This is a genomic window from Nocardioides sp. L-11A, assembly GCA_029961745.1.
Classification (GTDB): domain Bacteria; phylum Actinomycetota; class Actinomycetes; order Propionibacteriales; family Nocardioidaceae; genus Nocardioides.
Genome location: CP124680.1, coordinates 2,530,692 through 2,547,624, shown reverse-complemented (window position 1 = coordinate 2,547,624; position 16,933 = coordinate 2,530,692). Strand labels below are relative to the sequence as shown.

The following is a 16,933-nucleotide window of genomic DNA, read 5'->3' as shown; positions in this document are numbered from 1 at the left end:
CCTCGTCCGGGCACGGCTCCGCCACGGCACCGCGCTGGCGGTGCTCGGCGGGGTAAGTCAGTTCGGTGTGCCGAGGTCCTCGAGATCGACCGTGGCGGCGGTCAGCCCGGAAGGCAGGAGGTGCTTCTGCACCGCGCCGGTGCCGGGGCCGCGGACGAGTCGGTGCTCGTCGACCAGCTCCAGATAGCGGGGGAGGGCGAAACGCGGGAGCTGGGCACGGCAGTGGGCGACGAACGTGCCGGGATCGAATCCGTCGCTCGCGACCAGGACGGCCTTGATGTCGTCCTCGCCGCCCAGTTCGTCTCGGACCGCGACCGCGGCGCACTCACGCACGCCGGGGGCGGTCCGCATGACCGCCTCGAGCTCGAAGGCGGAGATGTTCTCACCACGCCGGCGCAGGCTGTCCGAGCAGCGGCCGGCGTAGTACCAGAAGCCGTCGGCATCGCAGCGGACCAGGTCACCCGTGCGGAACCATCCGTCCGCGAAGGCTGTGGCGGTCGCCTCGGGGGCCCGCCAGTACCCCTGGGCCCGGATGTGCTCCCGGCGTGGTCTCGTCAGCAGCTCGCCGACCTGGCCGGGTTCGACATCGGCACCCTCGACGGTGACCACGCGCAGGTCGAAGTCGGCCCGGGCCCAGCCCATCGCCCCGCGGCGGCGGCGGTCCAGCGTGGAGTAGATGGGCCCGTTGGCCTCGGTCTGGCCGTACATCTGCAGCAACGGCACCTGAAGGGTGTCCTCGAAGAAGGCATACGCGTCGCTCGGGATCGGCGCGGCCAGGATGACGCGCAGCCGGTCGAGCGCCGCAGCCGGTGGCGCGTCCTGCGTGGCCAGGGCGGAGAGCATCGAACCGACGGCGCCGAACCAGGTGGCGCCGAAGTGCTCGACGTCGCTCCAGAACCGACGGACGCTGAACCTCTCCACGAACGCCATCCGGGAGCCGCGACGCAGGCTCGTCGGTACGGCGATGTGGGCGTCGACGTGGAAGAACGGCAGTGTGAAGTAGCAGGTGTCGTCCGGCCCGAGCTCGAGCACCGAGGCGAGCACCGAGGCGAAGTACGAGAAGTAGCCGTGGGGGATCATCACGCCCTTGGACGGTCCGGTCGTGCCTGAGGTGTAGAGCAGGCTCGCCAGGTCCCCTGGACCGGGCAATGTCCCCGGCGGAGTCCAGGAGCGGTCCAGGCGCAGTTCTTCGAGGACCAGTGTGCTCAGCTGGGGCGCCTGGAGGGCCGCCGTGTCGGCCAGCGTCGCGGAGACGACCAGGAGCGCCGGGGCGGAGTCCCTGAGGACGTGCGCCAGGAGCGGCCCCTTCAGCTCGGCGTTGACGGCGACCTCTACGGCGCCGAGCATCCACACGCCGTAGGTGGCGGCCAGGGACGCCGCGCTGTTGGTCGCCATCAGCGCCACGCGGTCCCCGGCGCGGACTCCGGCGTCGTGCAGCTCCGCGGCCGCGGACCGGGCCGCGGCCGCGAACTCGGCTACGGTCCACTCCCCCTCACGCCAGGCCAGGAGCGGACGGTCGGGGGCGGTGGCCTCGGCGTGGGCGAGGTCGTGCAGCGGTCCGAGCTCGCCCCGCGGCGGTTCAGGCGCGGACGAGTGGTCGTGCGTCGCAGTAGTGGTGGGGGTCATGGTGATCCTGAGCCTTCTCGGTCGGAGCCACCGGTGGCCATGCGGACGGCGAACTCGCCGTTGGCCGCTGCCACCGTGGCTGCTGTGGTCCCGCCCTCGGGCCGGAACCACAGCGCGGTGTATTCGCAGACGTTGAGCACGGCGAAAGCGAGTGCGGTGACGTCGGGGACACGGAACTCGCCGGATGCGACGCCGGCGCGCACGATCTCTCGAGCGCGGTCGATGTGCCGCCGGGTCAGGGCGCGGACCTCCTCGAGATGCTCCGGCGACAGATCCGAAGCCAACTGGGTCGACGAGTGAGTCATGGAGAGCACGGCCTGAGCTTGGTCGCGGAACTCGATCTGGGCGCTGGTATGGGCCGTGGCCACGGCCCGGAGACGATCGGTCGGGGTGTCGATCCCGTCGAGAACGGACTCCATGCGCGTGTCGAACAGCTCGAGCCGACTGCGCAGGTACTCGAAGAGGATCTCCTCCTTGGAACCGAAGTGCCAGTACAGCGAGGGCGGGGTGATCCCGACCGCCTTCGCGATGTCGATGACCTTCGTACGGGCGTAACCCCGCTCGGAGAAGAGGCGGGCTGACGCCGTGACGATCGCGTCCTTCGTCTCGGAGTCGGTGGGCTTGGCAGGCCGGTTCATGCTGCTCCCTCTAAGAATCGCTATTCGTGGGCGCAACCATGGTCCTAGACGCCGGTCCGAATCTCGGCGCGACCCTCCAGAAGAGCGAGCTCGACCTGCGTGAGCGGGCGGGGGGCCCGGCGTTCGCGGTCCCAGCCGACCAGGCGGGCTCGTGACGTGGCGTGCAGGTGACCGGTGGCGCCGGCGATCGTCTCGTGGACCTCGTAGCTCCGGGCACTGACCGGTCGTCCGGTCACGGTGATCGCGACCGGGCCGTCCGCGGGCAGGATCTCCCGGTGAAAGGTCAGCTCCTGAGTGGCGACCACATAGCCGGGCCGACCGTCCGGATCCGTCCCTGCGAGCCATTCGACCCGGTTCTCCTCCAACAGCGCGAGGTACGACGAAGCGGTCATGTGTCCCAGGTAGTCGAAGTCCCGGAACCTCAGCGGCACGGATCTGCGCCAGGCGGGCGCGGGCGTCGCGGTCATGATCTCCCCGTCCCCTTCCCCGTCCTGGCTCGGGCGGCATCGGGGGCAGGTGTGGGCGTCTCCGGGTCCTCCCGCCACAGGTACTTCGCGCTCCGCACGAAGAGGGGGATACCGAACACCACGATCAGCGCGACCGCGCCGACCAGGTAGCCGATCGCGATCAGGTCAATGATGCCGATCGCCGACAGCAGCGCCCCCGTTCCGAGCGCGGCGAAGATCACGGCGGTCCGCACGGACGCGCCGATCGCCGGACGCTGTAGCTCGGCGAGGTTGAGGTCGATGCGGACCAGCACGGACTGGATCAGGCCGACGGCCGTGGCCACCAGGGTCCAGCCCACGAGTACGCCGTACAGGACGACGACCCAGCGATCCGCGTCGCTGAGCATGGTCAGCCACGGGACAGGCGCGTCGAAGACCCGTGCCTGCGGGTAGTAGCCCATCAGGGCTACATAGGTGAGGAACCACGGGACCACATACAGGCCGCCGGTGAGCAGGGCGGAGACAGCCGCCTCGCGCCGACTGCGCAGGTGGCGAACGGTGATGAGTGTCGAGGGATAGATGACGAAGCCGAGCCCGACATAGACGGCACCGAGGATGACTGCGTCACCGATGCCGGCATCCGGCTTCAGCGCGTGGTCACCAGAGGAGAAGACGTCACCGATGTGGTCCCACCGGGCGGCAATGACGAGGATCGCGAACAGCACGTAGCCGGCCATCAGGGCGATCGTGCCGATCCCGTTGAAGCGCTCCATCATCTCGGTACCCTGGAAGATGACCCAGGCGGCGATGGCGACGATGATCAGGACTCCGCCCCAGTACGGAACGCCGAGCGTGTCATCGAGGATGTTCCCCGTCGCCGACGTGAGGACTGCCAGGATCGCGAGCGCGAACGGGATGTAGATCGCGTCGAAGAGCCAGTAGGCCCGGCCGATCAGATGCCGGGTCATCGCCCGGTAGTCGAAGAGCCCGTGGCGACGTGCGGTCTCGTAGACGAGGAACGCCAACAGCGCTCCGACCGCGGCCATCGCGGCGCCCGCCGCCCACCCCAGAGCGCCGTACGCGGCGCCGAACTCGATGATCTCCCGTCCTGTCGCGTACGCGCCCCCGATCGCCACCGCCTGGAACATCAGTGCCGGAATCAGGACGCGGGAGACGGACGAGAGTCCGCTGCGTGCCTTGCCGTTCATTCCTCGAACCACCTCGTGCGCTTCCGATCACTCCCGAATAACGAGTATTAGGGGAGAATGTAGCTGCGCATGCGACGGCGCGCAAGAGGGGCACGACGCACGCGCCCGACGCCGCCGAGGACCAGGCCGGGCCTGCTCGACGACACCTCTCGGCCCGGCCGGTCAGAGCGAGGCGGCGCCGACCTCGTTAAACAGCTGGTCGCCGCTGGCGAGGAGGTCGAGCATCGGTCCGGTCTTCGGCAGCTCGTGGGTGAGGAAGTACCGGCCCGCGGCTCGCTTGCCGTCGTAGAACGCACCCTCCTTGCCGTGGGCGGCGACGAGCTGGTCGAGCCAGAGCCACGCGACGACGATGTGGCCGGCCGCCTCCAGGCCGGTGGCGGCGTTGACCAGGGCGGTCCGCGGGTCGCCGGACTCCCAGGCGGCCGCGACGGCGGCCGCGAGCCGGTCGATGGCGGCGCCGACGTGGTCGGCGTGGCCGCGCAGCACGTCGTCACCGGTGACGCGGGCCCGCTCGACGGTCTCGTGGACGGTCTCGACGAGCAACTGCAGGCCGGCGCCGCGGTTCATCACGAGCTTGCGGCCCAGCAGGTCGAGCGCCTGGATGCCGTGGGTGCCCTCGTGGATCGGATTGAGGCGGTTGTCGCGGTAGAGCTGCTCGACGCCGTACTCCCGGGTGTAGCCGTAGCCGCCGTGCACCTGGATCGCGAGGTCGTTGGCGGCCAGGCACCACTGGGAGGGCCAGCTCTTCACGATCGGCGTGAGTACGTCGAGCAGGGCGCCCGCCCGCGCTCGGGTCTCGGCGGAGGGGTGGGTGTGCTGGTCGTCGAGGAGCAGGGCGGCGCGCAGTACGAGCGCGAGCCCGCCCTCGACGTACGACTTCGAGGCCAGCAGCATCCGGCGCACGTCGGCGTGCTCGACGATCGGGACCGGTGCGGCGGCCGGGTCCTTGGCGGCGAGCGGACGCCCCTGGACCCGCTGGCGCGCGTAGTCGAGGGCGCGGAGGTAGCCGGTGTAGCCGAGCGCGACGGCGCCTGCGCCGACACCGATGCGGGCCTCGTTCATCATGTGGAACATCACGGCCAGGCCGCGGCCCTCCTCGCCGACCAGCTCGCCGACGGCGCCGGGAGCCCCGCCGGGCAGGTGCCGGCCCTCGCCGAAGTTGAGGACCGTGTTGACGGTGCCGCGGAAGCCCATCTTGTGGTTGAGGCCGGCCAGGGTGACGTCGTTGCGCTCACCGCGAGCGCCGGACCCGTCGACGACGTACTTCGGCGTGGCGAACAGCGACAGTCCCTTCACGCCCGGCGGCGCGCCCTCGACCCGGGCCAGGACCAGGTGGACGATGTTCTCCCCCAGCTCGTGGTCGCCGCCGGAGATCCACATCTTGTTGCCGAACAGCCGGAAGGTGCCGTCCTCCTGGCGTACGGCGCGGGTCGCGACGTCGGCCAGCGAGGAGCCGGCCTGCGGCTCGGAGAGGCACATGGTGCCGGACCAGCGGCCGTCGAGCATCGGCGGCACGAACCGCGCGACCTGCTCGGGCGCGGCGTGCGCGAGCAGCAGGTTGGCGTTGGCCATGGTGAGCATCGGGTAGCCCGACGTCGCCACATTCGCCGCCTGGAACCAGGCGAAGCAGGCCTGCTGGACGACGCGCGGCAGCTGCCCGCCGCCGACCGACTCGTCCATCGCGGCCGACACCAGGCCGGCCTCGGCGAAGGCGCGCACCGCGGCACCGACCTCCGCGATGATCGTGACCGTCTCGCCGTCGAACTGCGGCTCGTGGGCGTCGCTGAGCGCGTTGTGCGGAGCGAAGTGCTCGGCCGCCAGCTCGGCCGACAGGTCGAGCACCGCATCGAAGGTGTCCCGGCTGTGCTCGGCGTATCGCTCGCGGGCGCACAGCGCCGACACGTCGAGCCACTCGTGGAGCAGGAAATCGAGGTCGCGACGGGCGAGCAGCAGGTCCGGGTTCACCCGGCCAGTCTCTACCCGATCCTGGTGAGGCCGGCGCCCGCCCACCCGGCCTAGCGTCGGGGACGTGGCCGCTCCCCGCGCGCGCGTCCTCGCCCTTCTCCTCGACGGGATCCTCGTCGGGCTGTTCGTGAGCGTGCTCGTCACGCTGCCACCGCCGACCGGGAGCGAGGGGGCCAGGACCTTCACGCCGGCTGTGGCCGGCACCCCGGGCACGCCGTACTCCTGGGGCGGGAACGCGTTCGGCGAGCTCGGCGACGGCACGACGACTCCCCATCGCACCGCGACCGCCCTCGCCGCACCGACCGACGTCGTCGACGTCCACACCGGTCGCGAGCACACCGTGGCGCTGCGTTCCGACGGGACGGTCGTGACCTGGGGCAGCAACCAGATGGGCCAGCTCGGCATCGGCGTGACCGGGGGAACCCGTCCGGCGCCGGTCGCCGTCCCGGGGCTGAGCGACATCACCATGGTCTCGACCGGCCACTACCACTCGCTTGCCCTGCGCGCGGACGGCTCGGTGTGGACCTGGGGCTACAACCACGCCGGGCAGCTCGGCGACGGCACCACCACGACCCGCAACAGCCCGGTTCGCGTCCCCGGCACCCGCACCTACACCGTCGTGGCCGCCGGGCGCGACATGAGCTACGCCGTCGCCACCGACGGCACGGTGTGGGCCTGGGGGCTCAACGGCGACGGCCAGCTCGGCGACGGTACGACGACCAGCCGCGTCACTCCCGTCCGCGTCGGCGGTCCCGGCGGTCTCAGCGGGGTGACGGCCCTCGCCGGCGGCCGGGACCACGGTCTGGCGCTGCGCTCCGACGGGAGCGTATGGGCGTGGGGCTGGAACGCCTACGGGCAGCTCGGCGACGGAACGCTCACCGACCGCACCGCTCCGGTCCAGGTGGCCGGCGACGCGACCGCGGTCGCCGCGGGGGCCCATCACTCCTACGCGCTGCGTGCCGACGGCCGGGTCCTGGCCTGGGGGCGCAACTACCGCAACGAGCTCGGAGACGGCACCACCACGCAGCGGACCCGGCCGGTCACCGTCCTCGGCGTCACCGGGGCGGTCACGATCGGATCGGGCCGCGACCACGGCCTGGCCGCCCTGGCCGACGGGACGGTGCGCGCGTGGGGACACAACTCCTCCGGCCAGCTCGGCGACGGCACGACGACCAGCCGCTCGACCGCGGTGACCGTGGCCGGGATCGCCGATGCGCGCCGGGTGAGCGGGGGCGCGGAGTTCTCGGTCGCGATCTCCGCACCGGAGCGTCCACCGCCACCCCCTCCACCTGACGGCACGACCGAGTTCCGCGCCGTGACAGGGGTGAGCCGCAACGCGACCGGCGCGACCGTCGTCGTCCCGTCCGCCGTCCGGGACGGCGACGTCCTGGTCCTGCTGGTCGCGACGAACCGGCGGGCGACGATCACGACGCCGGCCGGGTGGACCCTGCTCGGCACGGCGACCGACGACGACCTCCGCTCCTGGGTGTTCACCCGCACCGCGGCGCTCGGGACCGCCGGCTCGGCCGTCACGGTCGCCCTCGACGCGACGAGCAAGGTCGACGTGAGCCTGGCGGCCTACGACGGCGCGGCGGTGACGGCCGCGGTCTCCCGGGCAGAGCCCGGCAGCGGCGCGGGGCACATCGCGCCGGCGGCCGCGGTGACGGTGCCCGGCTCCCGGGTGCTCCACCACTGGGTGACCAAGGTCAACACCGCCGTCACCTGGACCGTCCCAGCCGACCTGGTCACACGGCGCACCGGGACGAGCAGCGGCAGCGGTCAGGCGTGCAGCCTGACCGCGGACGGCGGCCCGGCCGACACCGGCACCTGGCCGGCCCACGTCGCGACCGCCGGCGTGGCCTCCGGCAAGGCGATCGGCTGGACCGTCGTCATCGCCCCGCACTGACACCGTCCCGCCGGGTCCGGCTCAGGGCACCGACCGCACCGGCATCCCCGCCAGCGGGGCACCGGCGACCGTGACGACCCCGACCATCCGGGCCGACGGGCCGAGCAGGACGGCGCCCTGGTCGGTGCGCAGGGCCGAGCGCCCGAACCGCACCTCGAGCACCCCGATCCGGAGCCGGCCACCCTCCCGCACCAGCGCCACCTCCCCGCGGCGCGGGCGACGGTCGGTCGACACCAGCAGCTCGGTGCCGGCCGGCCAACCGTGGGAGGCGAGGGCGTCGTTGCGGAGCCGGATCCGCACGTCCTCGCCGTCGGCTATCAGCGCCTCGGGCCGCTGCCGGGCCGGACGCTCCCGGGGCGCCGACGCCACCGGCGGGGGCAGGTCGAGCGGCAGGCACTCCTGGGCCTCCGCGCCACCTCGGACCGAACGCATGTTCGAAGCCTAGCGCGGGATCCGGCCGCACGTCGCCCGCGTCCCTTGAAAGATTGGTAACCCATATGTTACCAAATTGACCATGGACGCGTTCGAGGCGATCGCCGACCCGGTCCGCCGGAGCCTGCTGGACCGGCTCGCGGCCGGGCCGGCCCGCGTGGTCGACCTCGCCGCGGAGCACCCGATCAGCCGCCCGGCGATCAGCAAGCACCTGCGCCTGCTCGTCGAGGCGGGGCTCGTCGCGGCCGAGCAGCGTGGCCGCGAGCGGCACTACCGGCTCCTGCGGGCCGGGCTCGCTCCCGTCCGGAGCTGGGCCGACGGCCTGGGCCGTACCGCTCCCCCGATCCCCGCATCGGCGCTCGACGGCCTCGACCTCGAGGTCCGCCGCACCGGTCGCGAGCGTCGCAGCACCCCGCACCCGCACACCCACGAGGAGACCGCATGACCACCCCCGGCGATCCGACGCCCCCGACCGCCACCGGCCGCCGCCGGGACCTCGACGACGAGACCTACGTCGAGCTCGTCCGCACCTTCCGCGCTCCGATCGAGGACGTCTGGGCGGCCGTGACCGAGTCCGACCGGCTGGCCCGGTGGCTCGGCACCTGGACCGGGGATCCCGCCGACGGCGAGGTGATCTTCCAGATGACCTACGAGGGCGACGACGTGCCCGGGGAGCGGTTCACTATCGACGAGTGCGTGCCGCCGTACCGGCTGCGGATCACGACCTCGATGCCCTACGACGGGGAGAACCCCGAGCAGTGGCAGCTGCGCCTCGATCTCACGGAGGCCGACGGCGTCACGTCGCTGACCTTCGCGCAGAACGTCCCCGACCCCGCCATGGCCGAGAACGTCGGCCCCGGCTGGGACTACTACCTCGACCGGATGGTCGCCGCGGAGACCGGTGCCGACCCCGCCGCGATCGACTTCGACGACTACTACCCGGCCCTCTCCGAGCACTACCGCCGCGCCTTCGGCTGAGGACCAACCGCACCCTAGGATCGACGGGATCGCCATGAATCCCGTCCCGGACCGCCCCCGCAGGCTGCTGCTCGCCGTCGACGCGCCGTCCCTGCTGCACCGCCACCACCACGCGCGCGCCCACACCCGGCACCGCGACCGCGGCGGGCGGCCCGCCTGGGCCCTGCACGGCATGCTGCGCCAGATCATCGAGTCGATCGACTCCTTCGCCCCGGACGCGGTGATCTTCGGCCTCGACGACCGGACCTCCTCCCTGCGCCGCGACACCTACCCGGACTACAAGGCCGGCCGGGCCGAGAAGGACCCCGAGCTGGTCGACCAGCTCGACCGGGCGGGCGCGCTGCTCGACGCGCTCGGCCTGGCCACGCTGACCCCGCCGGGCCTGGAGGCCGACGACGTCAACGCCTCCGCCGCGACCTGGGCCGAGGCCAACGGCTGGAACTGCGTGATCATCACCTCCGACCGCGACTCCTTCGCCCACATCAGCGAGCACACCCGCGTGCTGCGGCTGATCGACGGCGGCATCCACGGCTCTCCCCTGCTCACCCCCGCCCACCTGCGCTCGATGTACGGCGTCCCGGCGGAGCGCTATCTGGAGTTCGCCGCCGTGCGGGGCGATGCCAGCGACAACCTGCCCGGGGTGGCCGGCATCGGCGAGAAGACGGCCGCCTACCTCCTCTCCCACATCGGGTCGATGCGCGAGATCTGGGCCGACATCGAGCATGACGAGGGCCGCTCGGTGGTCGCCGCGTTGGACGCCTGGGCCGAGGAGACCGGCGCCCGCCGCACCGGCGCCACGGTCCTCAAGCGGCTGTCCGCGCCGGGCGCCCGCGCGACCTACGAGTTCAACCTGCGCCTGATGTCCGGTCGCACCGACCTCGACCTCGGACTGACCCCCGACGTGCCCGGCACGCCAGGGCTGCTGCCGCTCGACATCGAGCGGGTCGAGCGGGTGGTCGGCCACCTCAACATGGAGGCCACCACCGTCCTGGCCCTGCGGGTGCTGACCGGCGACCCGGCCTCCGTGCCGCGCGAGTGAGCCGCGGGCTCAGATCCCGTCCCGCTCCACCGGGCAGGTCATGCACCGCGGCCCGCCGCGGCCCCGGCCCAGCTCGCTGCCCGCGATGGTGATCACCTCGACGCCGTGGGCGCGCAGGTGCTCGTTGGTCGCGGCGTTGCGCTCGTAGGCGACCACCACGCCCGGCCGCACGGCCAGCACGTTGCACCCGTCGTCCCACTGCTCGCGCTCGGCGGCGCGGGCGTCCTGGCTCGGCGTCAGCACCCGGATCCGGTCCACGCCGAGCGCCGCCGCGATCGCCGTGTGCAGGCCGCCGGGCGGGTGGGCGGTGACCGCGAGCTCCTGGTCGGTGTCGCCGGGCTCGATCGTGTACGCCGGCAGGTCGCCCAGGCCGGCGTACTGGGTCAGCGTCTCCTCGTCGATCATCGTCAGCACCGTGTCGAGGTGCATGAACGCCCGCCGGCGCGGCAGCGCGACCGCGACGATCCGCCGCGCGCTGCCGGCCGCGAACAGCCGGTGGGCGAGCCGCTCGATGCCCTGGGCCGTGGTCCGCTCGCTCATCCCCACCAGTACCGCGCCGCGGCCCAGCACCAGGATGTCGCCGCCCTCGACGGTCGCCGGCGCATCCGCCGTCCCGTCGGACCACCAGCGGAACCCGGCACCGGCGAACGCCGGATGCCACCGGTAGATCGCCTCGTAGTGCACGGTCTCGCGCATCCGGGCCTGCCTGCTCATCGCGTTGACGCTGACGCCGTCGTAGACCCACGCGGAGGTGTCGCGGGTGAAGAGCTGGTTCGGCAGCGGCGGCACCAGCAGGTCGTCGGCCTCCAGGGTGCGGACGACGACCGAGCGGGGCTCCTCGATCCGCGCCAGCAGCTCGGCGCGGGTCATCCCGCCGACCAGGCAGGCGGCGAGCTCCGTGGCGTCCAGGCCGGCGAACAGGTGGTGCAGGGCGTCGGCGGCGAGCGGCCCGTAGACCCGCTCGTCGAAGGTCGAGGCGAGCACGTGCTCGCGGGCCTGCGGAATCTCCAGTGTCTCGACGAGCAGCCGGTCGAGCAGGTGCACGACCACTCCCTCGGCGCGCAGCGCCGCCGCGAAGGCGTCGTGCTCCTCGCGCGCCCGGCCAACCCACGGCAGGTCGTCGAACAGGTAGTCGTCCTTGTTGGTCGGGGTCAACCGTTCGATCTCGAGGCCCGGGCGGTGCAGGATCGCCTGGCGCAGGGTGCCGACCTCGGATCCGACGTGGAGGGTCATCACCGCACGGTACCCACTGCGCGATGATGGCCGGGTGACCGACGACGCCCCCGCCACCGGCCTGACCGAGCTGCTCGCGCGGCGCTTCCTCACGACCGACGAGGCCCGTGGGGAGAAGGTCGCCCGCTGGCACGCGCGCGGCCGTCGTACCGCCCGGGAGAACATCGCCGACCTCGTCGACGCCGGCTCGTTCGTGGAGTACGGCCGGTTCGTGACCGCGGCCCAGGAGCAGCGCCGGCCCCTGGCCGAGCTGGTCGTCGAGGCACCCGCCGACGGCATCATCGGTGGCACCGCCACCGTCGACGGGCGACCGTGCGCGGTGCTGTCCTACGACTACCTGGTCATGGCGGGCACCCAGGGCATGCGCGGGCATCGCAAGTCCGACCGTCTCGTCGAGCTGATCGGGCGGATGGGACTGCCGACCGTCTTCTTCACCGAGGGCGGCGGCGGCCGTCCCGGCGACGTCGATCTGCCGCTGGTCTCCGCGCTCGATGTGGGCTCGTTCGCCCTGTGGGGCGCCCTGGAGGGGGTGGTACCGCGGCTCGCCGTGGTGTCGGGACGCTGCTTCGCCGGCAACGCGGTGCTCGCCGGCTGTGCGGACCTGCGGATCGCGACACCGGACGCCAACCTCGGCATGGCCGGGCCGGCGATGATCGCGGGCGGCGGGCTCGGGCGGTTCGCCGCCGAGGACATCGGCCCGGTCGAGGTGCAGGCGGCCAACGGGGTCCTCGACGTCGTGGTCGACGACGAGGAGGAGGCGGTCGCCGTCGTCCGACGCATCCTCGGCTACCTCGCGGGGCCGGCTCCCTTCGCCGGAGAAGCCGCGGACCCCGCGGACCTGCGCACCATGCTGCCGGCCAACGACCGCGAGGCCTTCGACGTGCGCCCCGTCGTCGAGACCCTCGCCGACGCGGAGAGCGTGACCTGGCTGCGGGAGGGCTGGGCCCCCGAGCTGGTCACCGCGTTCGCCCGGATCGACGGGATCCCCGTCGGCGTGGTCGCCAACCAGTCGACCCACCTCGCCGGGGCGCTCACCGCCGACGCGTCCGCCAAGGCCGCCGACTTCCTGGGCCTGTGCGAGCGCTGGCGCCTCCCCGTCCTGTCCCTCGTCGACACCCCTGGCTTCATGGTCGGTCCCGATGCCGAGGAGGCCGGACTGGTGCGGCACGCGTCGCGGATGGTCAACGCCGGCGCCCGCCTCACCGTCCCTCTGGTCGGCGTGGTGCTGCGGCGCGGCTACGGGCTGGGAGCGCAGGCGATGCTCGGCGGCAGCACCCACCGGCCGCTGCTCACCGTGGCCTGGCCGGACGCGCACCTCGGTGCGATGGGCCTGGAGGGCGCGGTCCGGCTCTCCCTGGCGCACGAGCTCGCCGCCCTGTCGGAGGACGAGCGCGAGGCGGCGGTCGCCCGGCACACCGCCGAGCTGCGGGCCCACGCCAGCGCCCTCAACGTGGCGCGGGTGTTCGAGATCGACGACGTGATCGACCCGGCCGAGACCCGGGCCGTGGTCGCCGCGACCCTGCGGGCGGCGGGCTAGGAACGGACGCGCGGCACCGTCCAGACCAGCGTGGTCCCGCCGTCCGCCGCGGACTCCACCCGCAGCTCGCCCCCGCGCTGCTCGGCCCGCGCCCGCATGTTCGCGATCCCGCTCTCGGTCACCGCGCCCGCCATCCCGCGGCCGTCGTCGCTGACCGTCAGCACGATCTCGGCACCCGCCTCCAGCATCACCTCGACCGCGCTCGCGCCGGCGTGCCGACTGGCGTTCGACAGGCCCTCGGCCAGGACCGCGAGCAGGTCGGGGACGACGTCGTCGGGGATCAGGGTGCGGACCGGTCCCTCGAAGCGGAGCGCGGGCCGGAACTTCAGCGTCGACGCCGCCCGGTCGACCAGCCGGGTGACCTCCGCCTGGACGTCGCCCGCCGTCTCGACGGTGCTCAGCCCGAAGATCGCGCGCCGGATGTCCTTGATGGTGGCGTCGAGGTCGTCGACCGCCTGCTCGATGCGCGCCGCGACCTCGGGCTTCTGCACCAGGCGGGTCGCTCCCTGCAGGCCGAGGCCGACGGCGAAGAGACGCTGGATGACCAGGTCGTGGAGGTCGCGCCCGATCCGGTCGCGGTCCTCGAGGACCGCGAGCCGGCGCTGGTCCTCGCGTGCCTCGGCCAACTGCAGCGAGAGCGCCGCCTGCTCGGCGTACGCCGCGACGAGCTTCTGGTCGAGCACGTGGTAGCGGTCCTCGTGCTCCGGGGACCAGGCCAGCGACAGCGTGCCGCTCACGTCAGCGGACTGCGCGAAGGGCACCTCCAGGACCGGGCCGTCCCCGTGGTCCTCGACCCCGCTGTGGGCGATCACCGAGGCGACCTCGTCGCCGGGGGTGAGCGTGACCCAGGCGGCATCGGCGCCGGAGAGGTCCCGCGCCTGCGCGGCCAGGCCCGCGACCGGGTCGTCCGCCGGGTCGGGATCGGCCAGCGCCGGTGCGAGCGCGGCCGTGGCGCGGGCCCACGCCTCGCGGGTCGTGGTCTCCTCGTAGAGCCGGGCGTTCTCGATCGCGACGCCGGCCGCCGCGGCGAGCGCGACCACGATCTCCTCGTCCTCCGATGTGAAGTCGCCGCCCCCGGCCTTCTCGGTGAGGTAGAGGTTCCCGAAGACCCGGTCCCGGATCCGCACGGGCACGCCGAGGAAGGAGCTCATCGGCGGGTGGTGCTCGGGGAAGCCGTACGACGCCGGGTGCTCGGCGATGTCGTGCAGGCGCAGCGGCTCGGGCCGGTCGATGATCAGCCCGAGCAGGCCGTGACCGGTGGGCAGGTCGCCGATCTCGGCGGCGAGGTCGGCGGAGATGCCGTGATGGACGAAGGTGCGCAGCCGCCGGCTGCCGCCGGCGCTCAGCACCCCCAGCGCGGCGTACCGCGCGTCGACGAGGCGACTGGCGATGGCGACGATCCGCGCCAGGACGCCGTCGAGGCTGAGGTCCGCCGAGATCGTGACGACGGCGTCGAGGAGGAGCTGCAGGCGCGCCTGCTGGTCCAGCGCGCCGTGCATCCGGTCGAGCACGGCGCGCACCAGGTCCTCGAACTCGACCCCGTCCAGGTCCACCGGCCGGCCGGCGTCCGGCCCGTCCATCCCGTCCGTGCCCCTCATGCCCCCGAACGCTACCGGCAGCGGGCACAAGGACCCGCGGATCTCGGGACTCCCGCACCTGGGCCCGCGGCCGGCCACGGGACAGCATGGAGGCGTCCCCGAGGAGAGGCCCGACGAGGAGGTGGTCCCCGTGCAGGAGTACGACGCCCAGCCCGGCCGGCTGGTGGTGCTGTCCGAGGAGGAGTGCTGGGAGCTCCTCCGTTCGCGTCCCGTCGGCCGGCTCGCCTGGTCCGGCGCGGACGGCGTGTCCGTCATCCCGGTCAACTTCGCCGTCGCCGACGGCGCGGTGCTGCTGCGCACGACGCCCTACTCGCTCATGGCCCGCGACTGCGCCGACCGGGAGGTGGCCTTCGAGGTCGACGACATCGACGAGCAGCGACACGGCGGCTGGAGCGTCCTGGTCCGCGGCCGCTGCGAGCGGGAGCGGGTCGCCTCGGACGGACCGCGGCCCTGGGTGACCGGGCCCCGGGTGCTCGGGCTGCGGATCGCCGTGGGCTCGGTGACCGGCCGCCGCCTGCTCAGCTCGACGGCGGAGCGTGCTTGACCGCGTAGATGGCGGCCTGGGTGCGGCTGGACATGCCGAGCTTGGCGAGCAGCGAGGAGACGTAGTTCTTCACGGTCTTCTCGGCGAGGTGGATCTCGCGGGCGATCTGCCGGTTGGTCAGGCCCTGACCGATCAGGTCGAGGATCCGCAGCTCCTGCTCGGTCAGCGACGAGAGCTCCTTGTTGACCGGCGGGCCGGAGCGGATGCGGTCCAGCACCTGCGCGGTCACCGAGGGGTCGAGGGTCGACTGGCCCGCAGCCACCCGGCGCACGATGTCGAGCAGGTCGTTGCCGCGCACCTGCTTGAGGACGTAGCCGGCGGCACCGGCCATGATCGCGGAGAAGAGCGCGTCATCGTCGTCGTACGACGTCAGGATCAGGGCCTTGATCGACGGGTCCTGGGAGCGCACGTCGCGGCACACGTCGATGCCCGAGCCGTCGGGCAGCCGCCCGTCGAGGATCGCGACGTCCGGGCGCAGCGCGGGGATCCGGCGGGTCGCCTCGTGGGCCGACTCCGACTCGCCGACGACGACGATGTCGCCCTCGCTCTCGAGCAGGTCGCGGATCCCCCGGCGGATCATCTCGTGGTCGTCGAGGAGGTAGACCCGGATCTGGCCGTCGGCCGGCGGCGTCGCATCGTCACTCACCCCACCCACGGTAGCCGCGAACCGGCCCGCCGGGCGAGGACCGCGCACCCACCGGCTCGGGACCTTCGACCCTCCCGCCGGGCGCACCGGCCGAGCAGGCTGGTGCGGAGACCGAGAGGAGCAGTGCCATGAGCAGTCCCGCCGTGCCGCGCACCGAGCCCGCGCCGACGACCGACGTCGAGCGGCTGGTGTCGCTGGCCTGCCTGGCCCCGAGCGTGCACAACACCCAGCCCTGGCGCTGGCGGTACGCCGACGGCCTGCTCACCCTGTCCGCGGACCTCGCCCGCCGACTTCCCGTGGAGGACCCGCGCGGACGCGACCTCACGCTGAGTTGCGGGGCGGCGCTGCACCACCTGCAGTTCGCGGCGCGGGCGCTCGGCTGGGCCACCGCCGTCGAGCGGCTGCCGCCGGGGCCGGACGAGACCGTGCTGGCGCGGGTCCGGGTGCACCGGGCCGGCCGGACGGTCGTCGTACCCGAGGACCTGGAGCTGCTGCGCACCCGCCGCACCGACCGGCGCCGCTTCACCGCCTGGCCGGTCCCCGGGCACCGGCTCGACGACCTGTGCCGCCTCGCCGCGCCGTGGGGTGTGGCCGCTGCCGCGGTGATCGACGACGGCGCCCGCTTCCGGCTCGAGCTACTGGCCAACCAGGCGCTCACCGCGCTGGAGCTCGACGCCCGCCGGCAGGCGGAGCAGGACCACTGGGTGGGTCGCACCGGCGCGGACGGCATCCCCGCCGCCCTGCTGCCCGACGAGCCGGACCCGCTGCAGGCGCGCTCTCGGTTCCGCCCGGGACTGCTGGAGGACACCCGGATGGTGCTCCACGGCGGCGACCGGGTGATCGCCCTCGGCGGCGTCGAGGACGACGTGGCGGGCTGGCTGCGTTCCGGGGAGGCGATGAGCGCGCTGTGGCTGGAGGCCACGCGGGAGGGTCTGTCCGTGGTCCCGATGAGCCAGCCGACCGAGGTGGAGGAGACCCGTCGCGAGATCGGCCGCTCCGTGCTCGGCGGTGCCTTCGAGCCGCACGTCCTGCTCCGGGTGGGCTGGCAGGCGATCGGCCGCGGTGGACTCCCCCGGACCCCACGGCGCGCGCTCGCCGACGTCCTCGAGGTCTGACGGTCCCACCGCCCGGGGGGCC

General features: G+C 73.3%; 16 protein-coding genes. 7 read left to right on the top strand and 9 right to left on the bottom strand.

Translation table 11 applies throughout. The annotated features are described in order from the left end of the window. Positions 1-57 precede the first annotated feature (57 nt). The 5 genes from QJ852_12105 to QJ852_12085 all read right to left on the bottom strand — a co-directional run bounded on the left by QJ852_12105 (position 58) and on the right by QJ852_12085 (position 5,883). The gene (locus QJ852_12105) at positions 58-1,626 is read right to left on the bottom strand and encodes an AMP-binding protein (GenBank protein WGX99162.1); all 1,569 of its coding nucleotides are present in this window, start codon (positions 1,624-1,626) and stop codon (positions 58-60) included. Next, complete coding sequence (locus tag QJ852_12100; GenBank protein WGX99161.1) at positions 1,623-2,264, bottom strand: TetR/AcrR family transcriptional regulator; 642 nt, start codon at positions 2,262-2,264, stop codon at positions 1,623-1,625. Before QJ852_12100 ends, QJ852_12105 begins: the two co-directional genes overlap by 4 nt. Before the next feature lie 44 nt (positions 2,265-2,308). After that, on the bottom strand, positions 2,309-2,731 hold the full coding sequence (locus QJ852_12095; protein ID WGX99160.1) for a thioesterase family protein: 423 nt from the start codon (positions 2,729-2,731) through the stop codon (positions 2,309-2,311). Beyond that, a complete protein-coding gene (locus QJ852_12090; protein WGX99159.1) occupies positions 2,728-3,918 on the bottom strand; it encodes a hypothetical protein in 1,191 nt (396 codons plus the stop codon). The genes QJ852_12095 and QJ852_12090 overlap by 4 nt, the downstream gene beginning before the upstream one ends. Positions 3,919-4,080: 162 nt before the next feature. Continuing rightward, on the bottom strand, positions 4,081-5,883 hold the full coding sequence (locus QJ852_12085) for an acyl-CoA dehydrogenase (GenBank protein ID WGX99158.1): 1,803 nt from the start codon (positions 5,881-5,883) through the stop codon (positions 4,081-4,083). Between the two features lie 64 nt (positions 5,884-5,947). Here QJ852_12085 and QJ852_12080 point away from each other — a divergent pair, with 64 nt between their 5' ends. Next, positions 5,948-7,789, top strand: coding sequence for a hypothetical protein (locus tag QJ852_12080; protein ID WGX99157.1), 1,842 nt, complete (start codon positions 5,948-5,950; stop codon positions 7,787-7,789). Between the two features lie 21 nt (positions 7,790-7,810). Here QJ852_12080 and QJ852_12075 read toward each other — a convergent pair whose 3' ends face one another. Beyond that, the gene (locus QJ852_12075) at positions 7,811-8,221 is read right to left on the bottom strand and encodes a hypothetical protein (GenBank protein ID WGX99156.1); all 411 of its coding nucleotides are present in this window, start codon (positions 8,219-8,221) and stop codon (positions 7,811-7,813) included. 82 nt (positions 8,222-8,303) lie between these two features. Here QJ852_12075 and QJ852_12070 point away from each other — a divergent pair, with 82 nt between their 5' ends. The 3 genes from QJ852_12070 to QJ852_12060 are packed head-to-tail and all read left to right on the top strand — an operon-like array spanning position 8,304 to position 10,238. Beyond that, entirely contained in the window at positions 8,304-8,666 is a 363-nt protein-coding gene (locus QJ852_12070) for a metalloregulator ArsR/SmtB family transcription factor (protein WGX99155.1), read from the top strand. After that, positions 8,663-9,199: an SRPBCC family protein gene (locus QJ852_12065; protein WGX99154.1), complete on the top strand. Its 537-nt coding sequence runs from the start codon at positions 8,663-8,665 to the stop codon at positions 9,197-9,199. The genes QJ852_12070 and QJ852_12065 overlap by 4 nt, the downstream gene beginning before the upstream one ends. 34 nt (positions 9,200-9,233) lie before the next feature. Beyond that, positions 9,234-10,238 carry a 5'-3' exonuclease H3TH domain-containing protein gene (locus QJ852_12060; protein ID WGX99153.1) on the top strand — a complete coding sequence of 335 codons (1,005 nt, stop codon included), beginning with the start codon at positions 9,234-9,236 and terminating at the stop codon, positions 10,236-10,238. A gap of 9 nt (positions 10,239-10,247) precedes the next feature. On the opposite strand, the gene QJ852_12055 is transcribed toward QJ852_12060, so the two are convergent. Further along, on the bottom strand, positions 10,248-11,471 hold the full coding sequence (locus QJ852_12055; GenBank protein WGX99152.1) for an arginine deiminase: 1,224 nt from the start codon (positions 11,469-11,471) through the stop codon (positions 10,248-10,250). A 34-nt stretch (positions 11,472-11,505) separates the two neighbouring features. Here QJ852_12055 and QJ852_12050 point away from each other — a divergent pair, with 34 nt between their 5' ends. Continuing rightward, the gene (locus QJ852_12050) at positions 11,506-13,008 is read left to right on the top strand and encodes a carboxyl transferase domain-containing protein (GenBank protein ID WGX99151.1); all 1,503 of its coding nucleotides are present in this window, start codon (positions 11,506-11,508) and stop codon (positions 13,006-13,008) included. Here QJ852_12050 and QJ852_12045 read toward each other — a convergent pair. After that, positions 13,005-14,606: a GAF domain-containing protein gene (locus QJ852_12045; protein WGX99150.1), complete on the bottom strand. Its 1,602-nt coding sequence runs from the start codon at positions 14,604-14,606 to the stop codon at positions 13,005-13,007. The two genes, QJ852_12050 and QJ852_12045, sit on opposite strands and share 4 nt — an antisense overlap. Here QJ852_12045 and QJ852_12040 point away from each other — a divergent pair. After that, the gene (locus tag QJ852_12040) at positions 14,605-15,150 is read left to right on the top strand and encodes a pyridoxamine 5'-phosphate oxidase family protein (protein ID WGX99149.1); all 546 of its coding nucleotides are present in this window, start codon (positions 14,605-14,607) and stop codon (positions 15,148-15,150) included. The two genes, QJ852_12045 and QJ852_12040, sit on opposite strands and share 2 nt — an antisense overlap. Here QJ852_12040 and QJ852_12035 read toward each other — a convergent pair. Then, entirely contained in the window at positions 15,125-15,796 is a 672-nt protein-coding gene (locus QJ852_12035) for a response regulator transcription factor (GenBank protein WGX99148.1), read from the bottom strand. The two genes, QJ852_12040 and QJ852_12035, sit on opposite strands and share 26 nt — an antisense overlap. A 128-nt stretch (positions 15,797-15,924) precedes the next feature. Here QJ852_12035 and QJ852_12030 point away from each other — a divergent pair, with 128 nt between their 5' ends. Continuing rightward, on the top strand, positions 15,925-16,911 hold the full coding sequence (locus tag QJ852_12030; GenBank protein WGX99147.1) for a hypothetical protein: 987 nt from the start codon (positions 15,925-15,927) through the stop codon (positions 16,909-16,911). Positions 16,912-16,933: the final 22 nt, after the last annotated feature.

Coding starts and splice junctions, on each gene's coding strand:
- QJ852_12100 (WGX99161.1), bottom strand. CDS start 2,264: ATGAACCGGCCTGCCAAGCCCACCGACTCCGAGACGAAGGACGCGATC.
- QJ852_12060 (WGX99153.1), top strand. CDS start 9,234: ATGAATCCCGTCCCGGACCGCCCCCGCAGGCTGCTGCTCGCCGTCGAC.
- QJ852_12070 (WGX99155.1), top strand. CDS start 8,304: ATGGACGCGTTCGAGGCGATCGCCGACCCGGTCCGCCGGAGCCTGCTG.
- QJ852_12095 (WGX99160.1), bottom strand. CDS start 2,731: ATGACCGCGACGCCCGCGCCCGCCTGGCGCAGATCCGTGCCGCTGAGG.
- QJ852_12065 (WGX99154.1), top strand. CDS start 8,663: ATGACCACCCCCGGCGATCCGACGCCCCCGACCGCCACCGGCCGCCGC.
- QJ852_12055 (WGX99152.1), bottom strand. CDS start 11,471: ATGACCCTCCACGTCGGATCCGAGGTCGGCACCCTGCGCCAGGCGATC.
- QJ852_12040 (WGX99149.1), top strand. CDS start 14,605: ATGCCCCCGAACGCTACCGGCAGCGGGCACAAGGACCCGCGGATCTCG.
- QJ852_12105 (WGX99162.1), bottom strand. CDS start 1,626: ATGACCCCCACCACTACTGCGACGCACGACCACTCGTCCGCGCCTGAA.
- QJ852_12030 (WGX99147.1), top strand. CDS start 15,925: ATGAGCAGTCCCGCCGTGCCGCGCACCGAGCCCGCGCCGACGACCGAC.
- QJ852_12045 (WGX99150.1), bottom strand. CDS start 14,606: ATGAGGGGCACGGACGGGATGGACGGGCCGGACGCCGGCCGGCCGGTG.
- QJ852_12075 (WGX99156.1), bottom strand. CDS start 8,221: ATGCGTTCGGTCCGAGGTGGCGCGGAGGCCCAGGAGTGCCTGCCGCTC.
- QJ852_12090 (WGX99159.1), bottom strand. CDS start 3,918: ATGAACGGCAAGGCACGCAGCGGACTCTCGTCCGTCTCCCGCGTCCTG.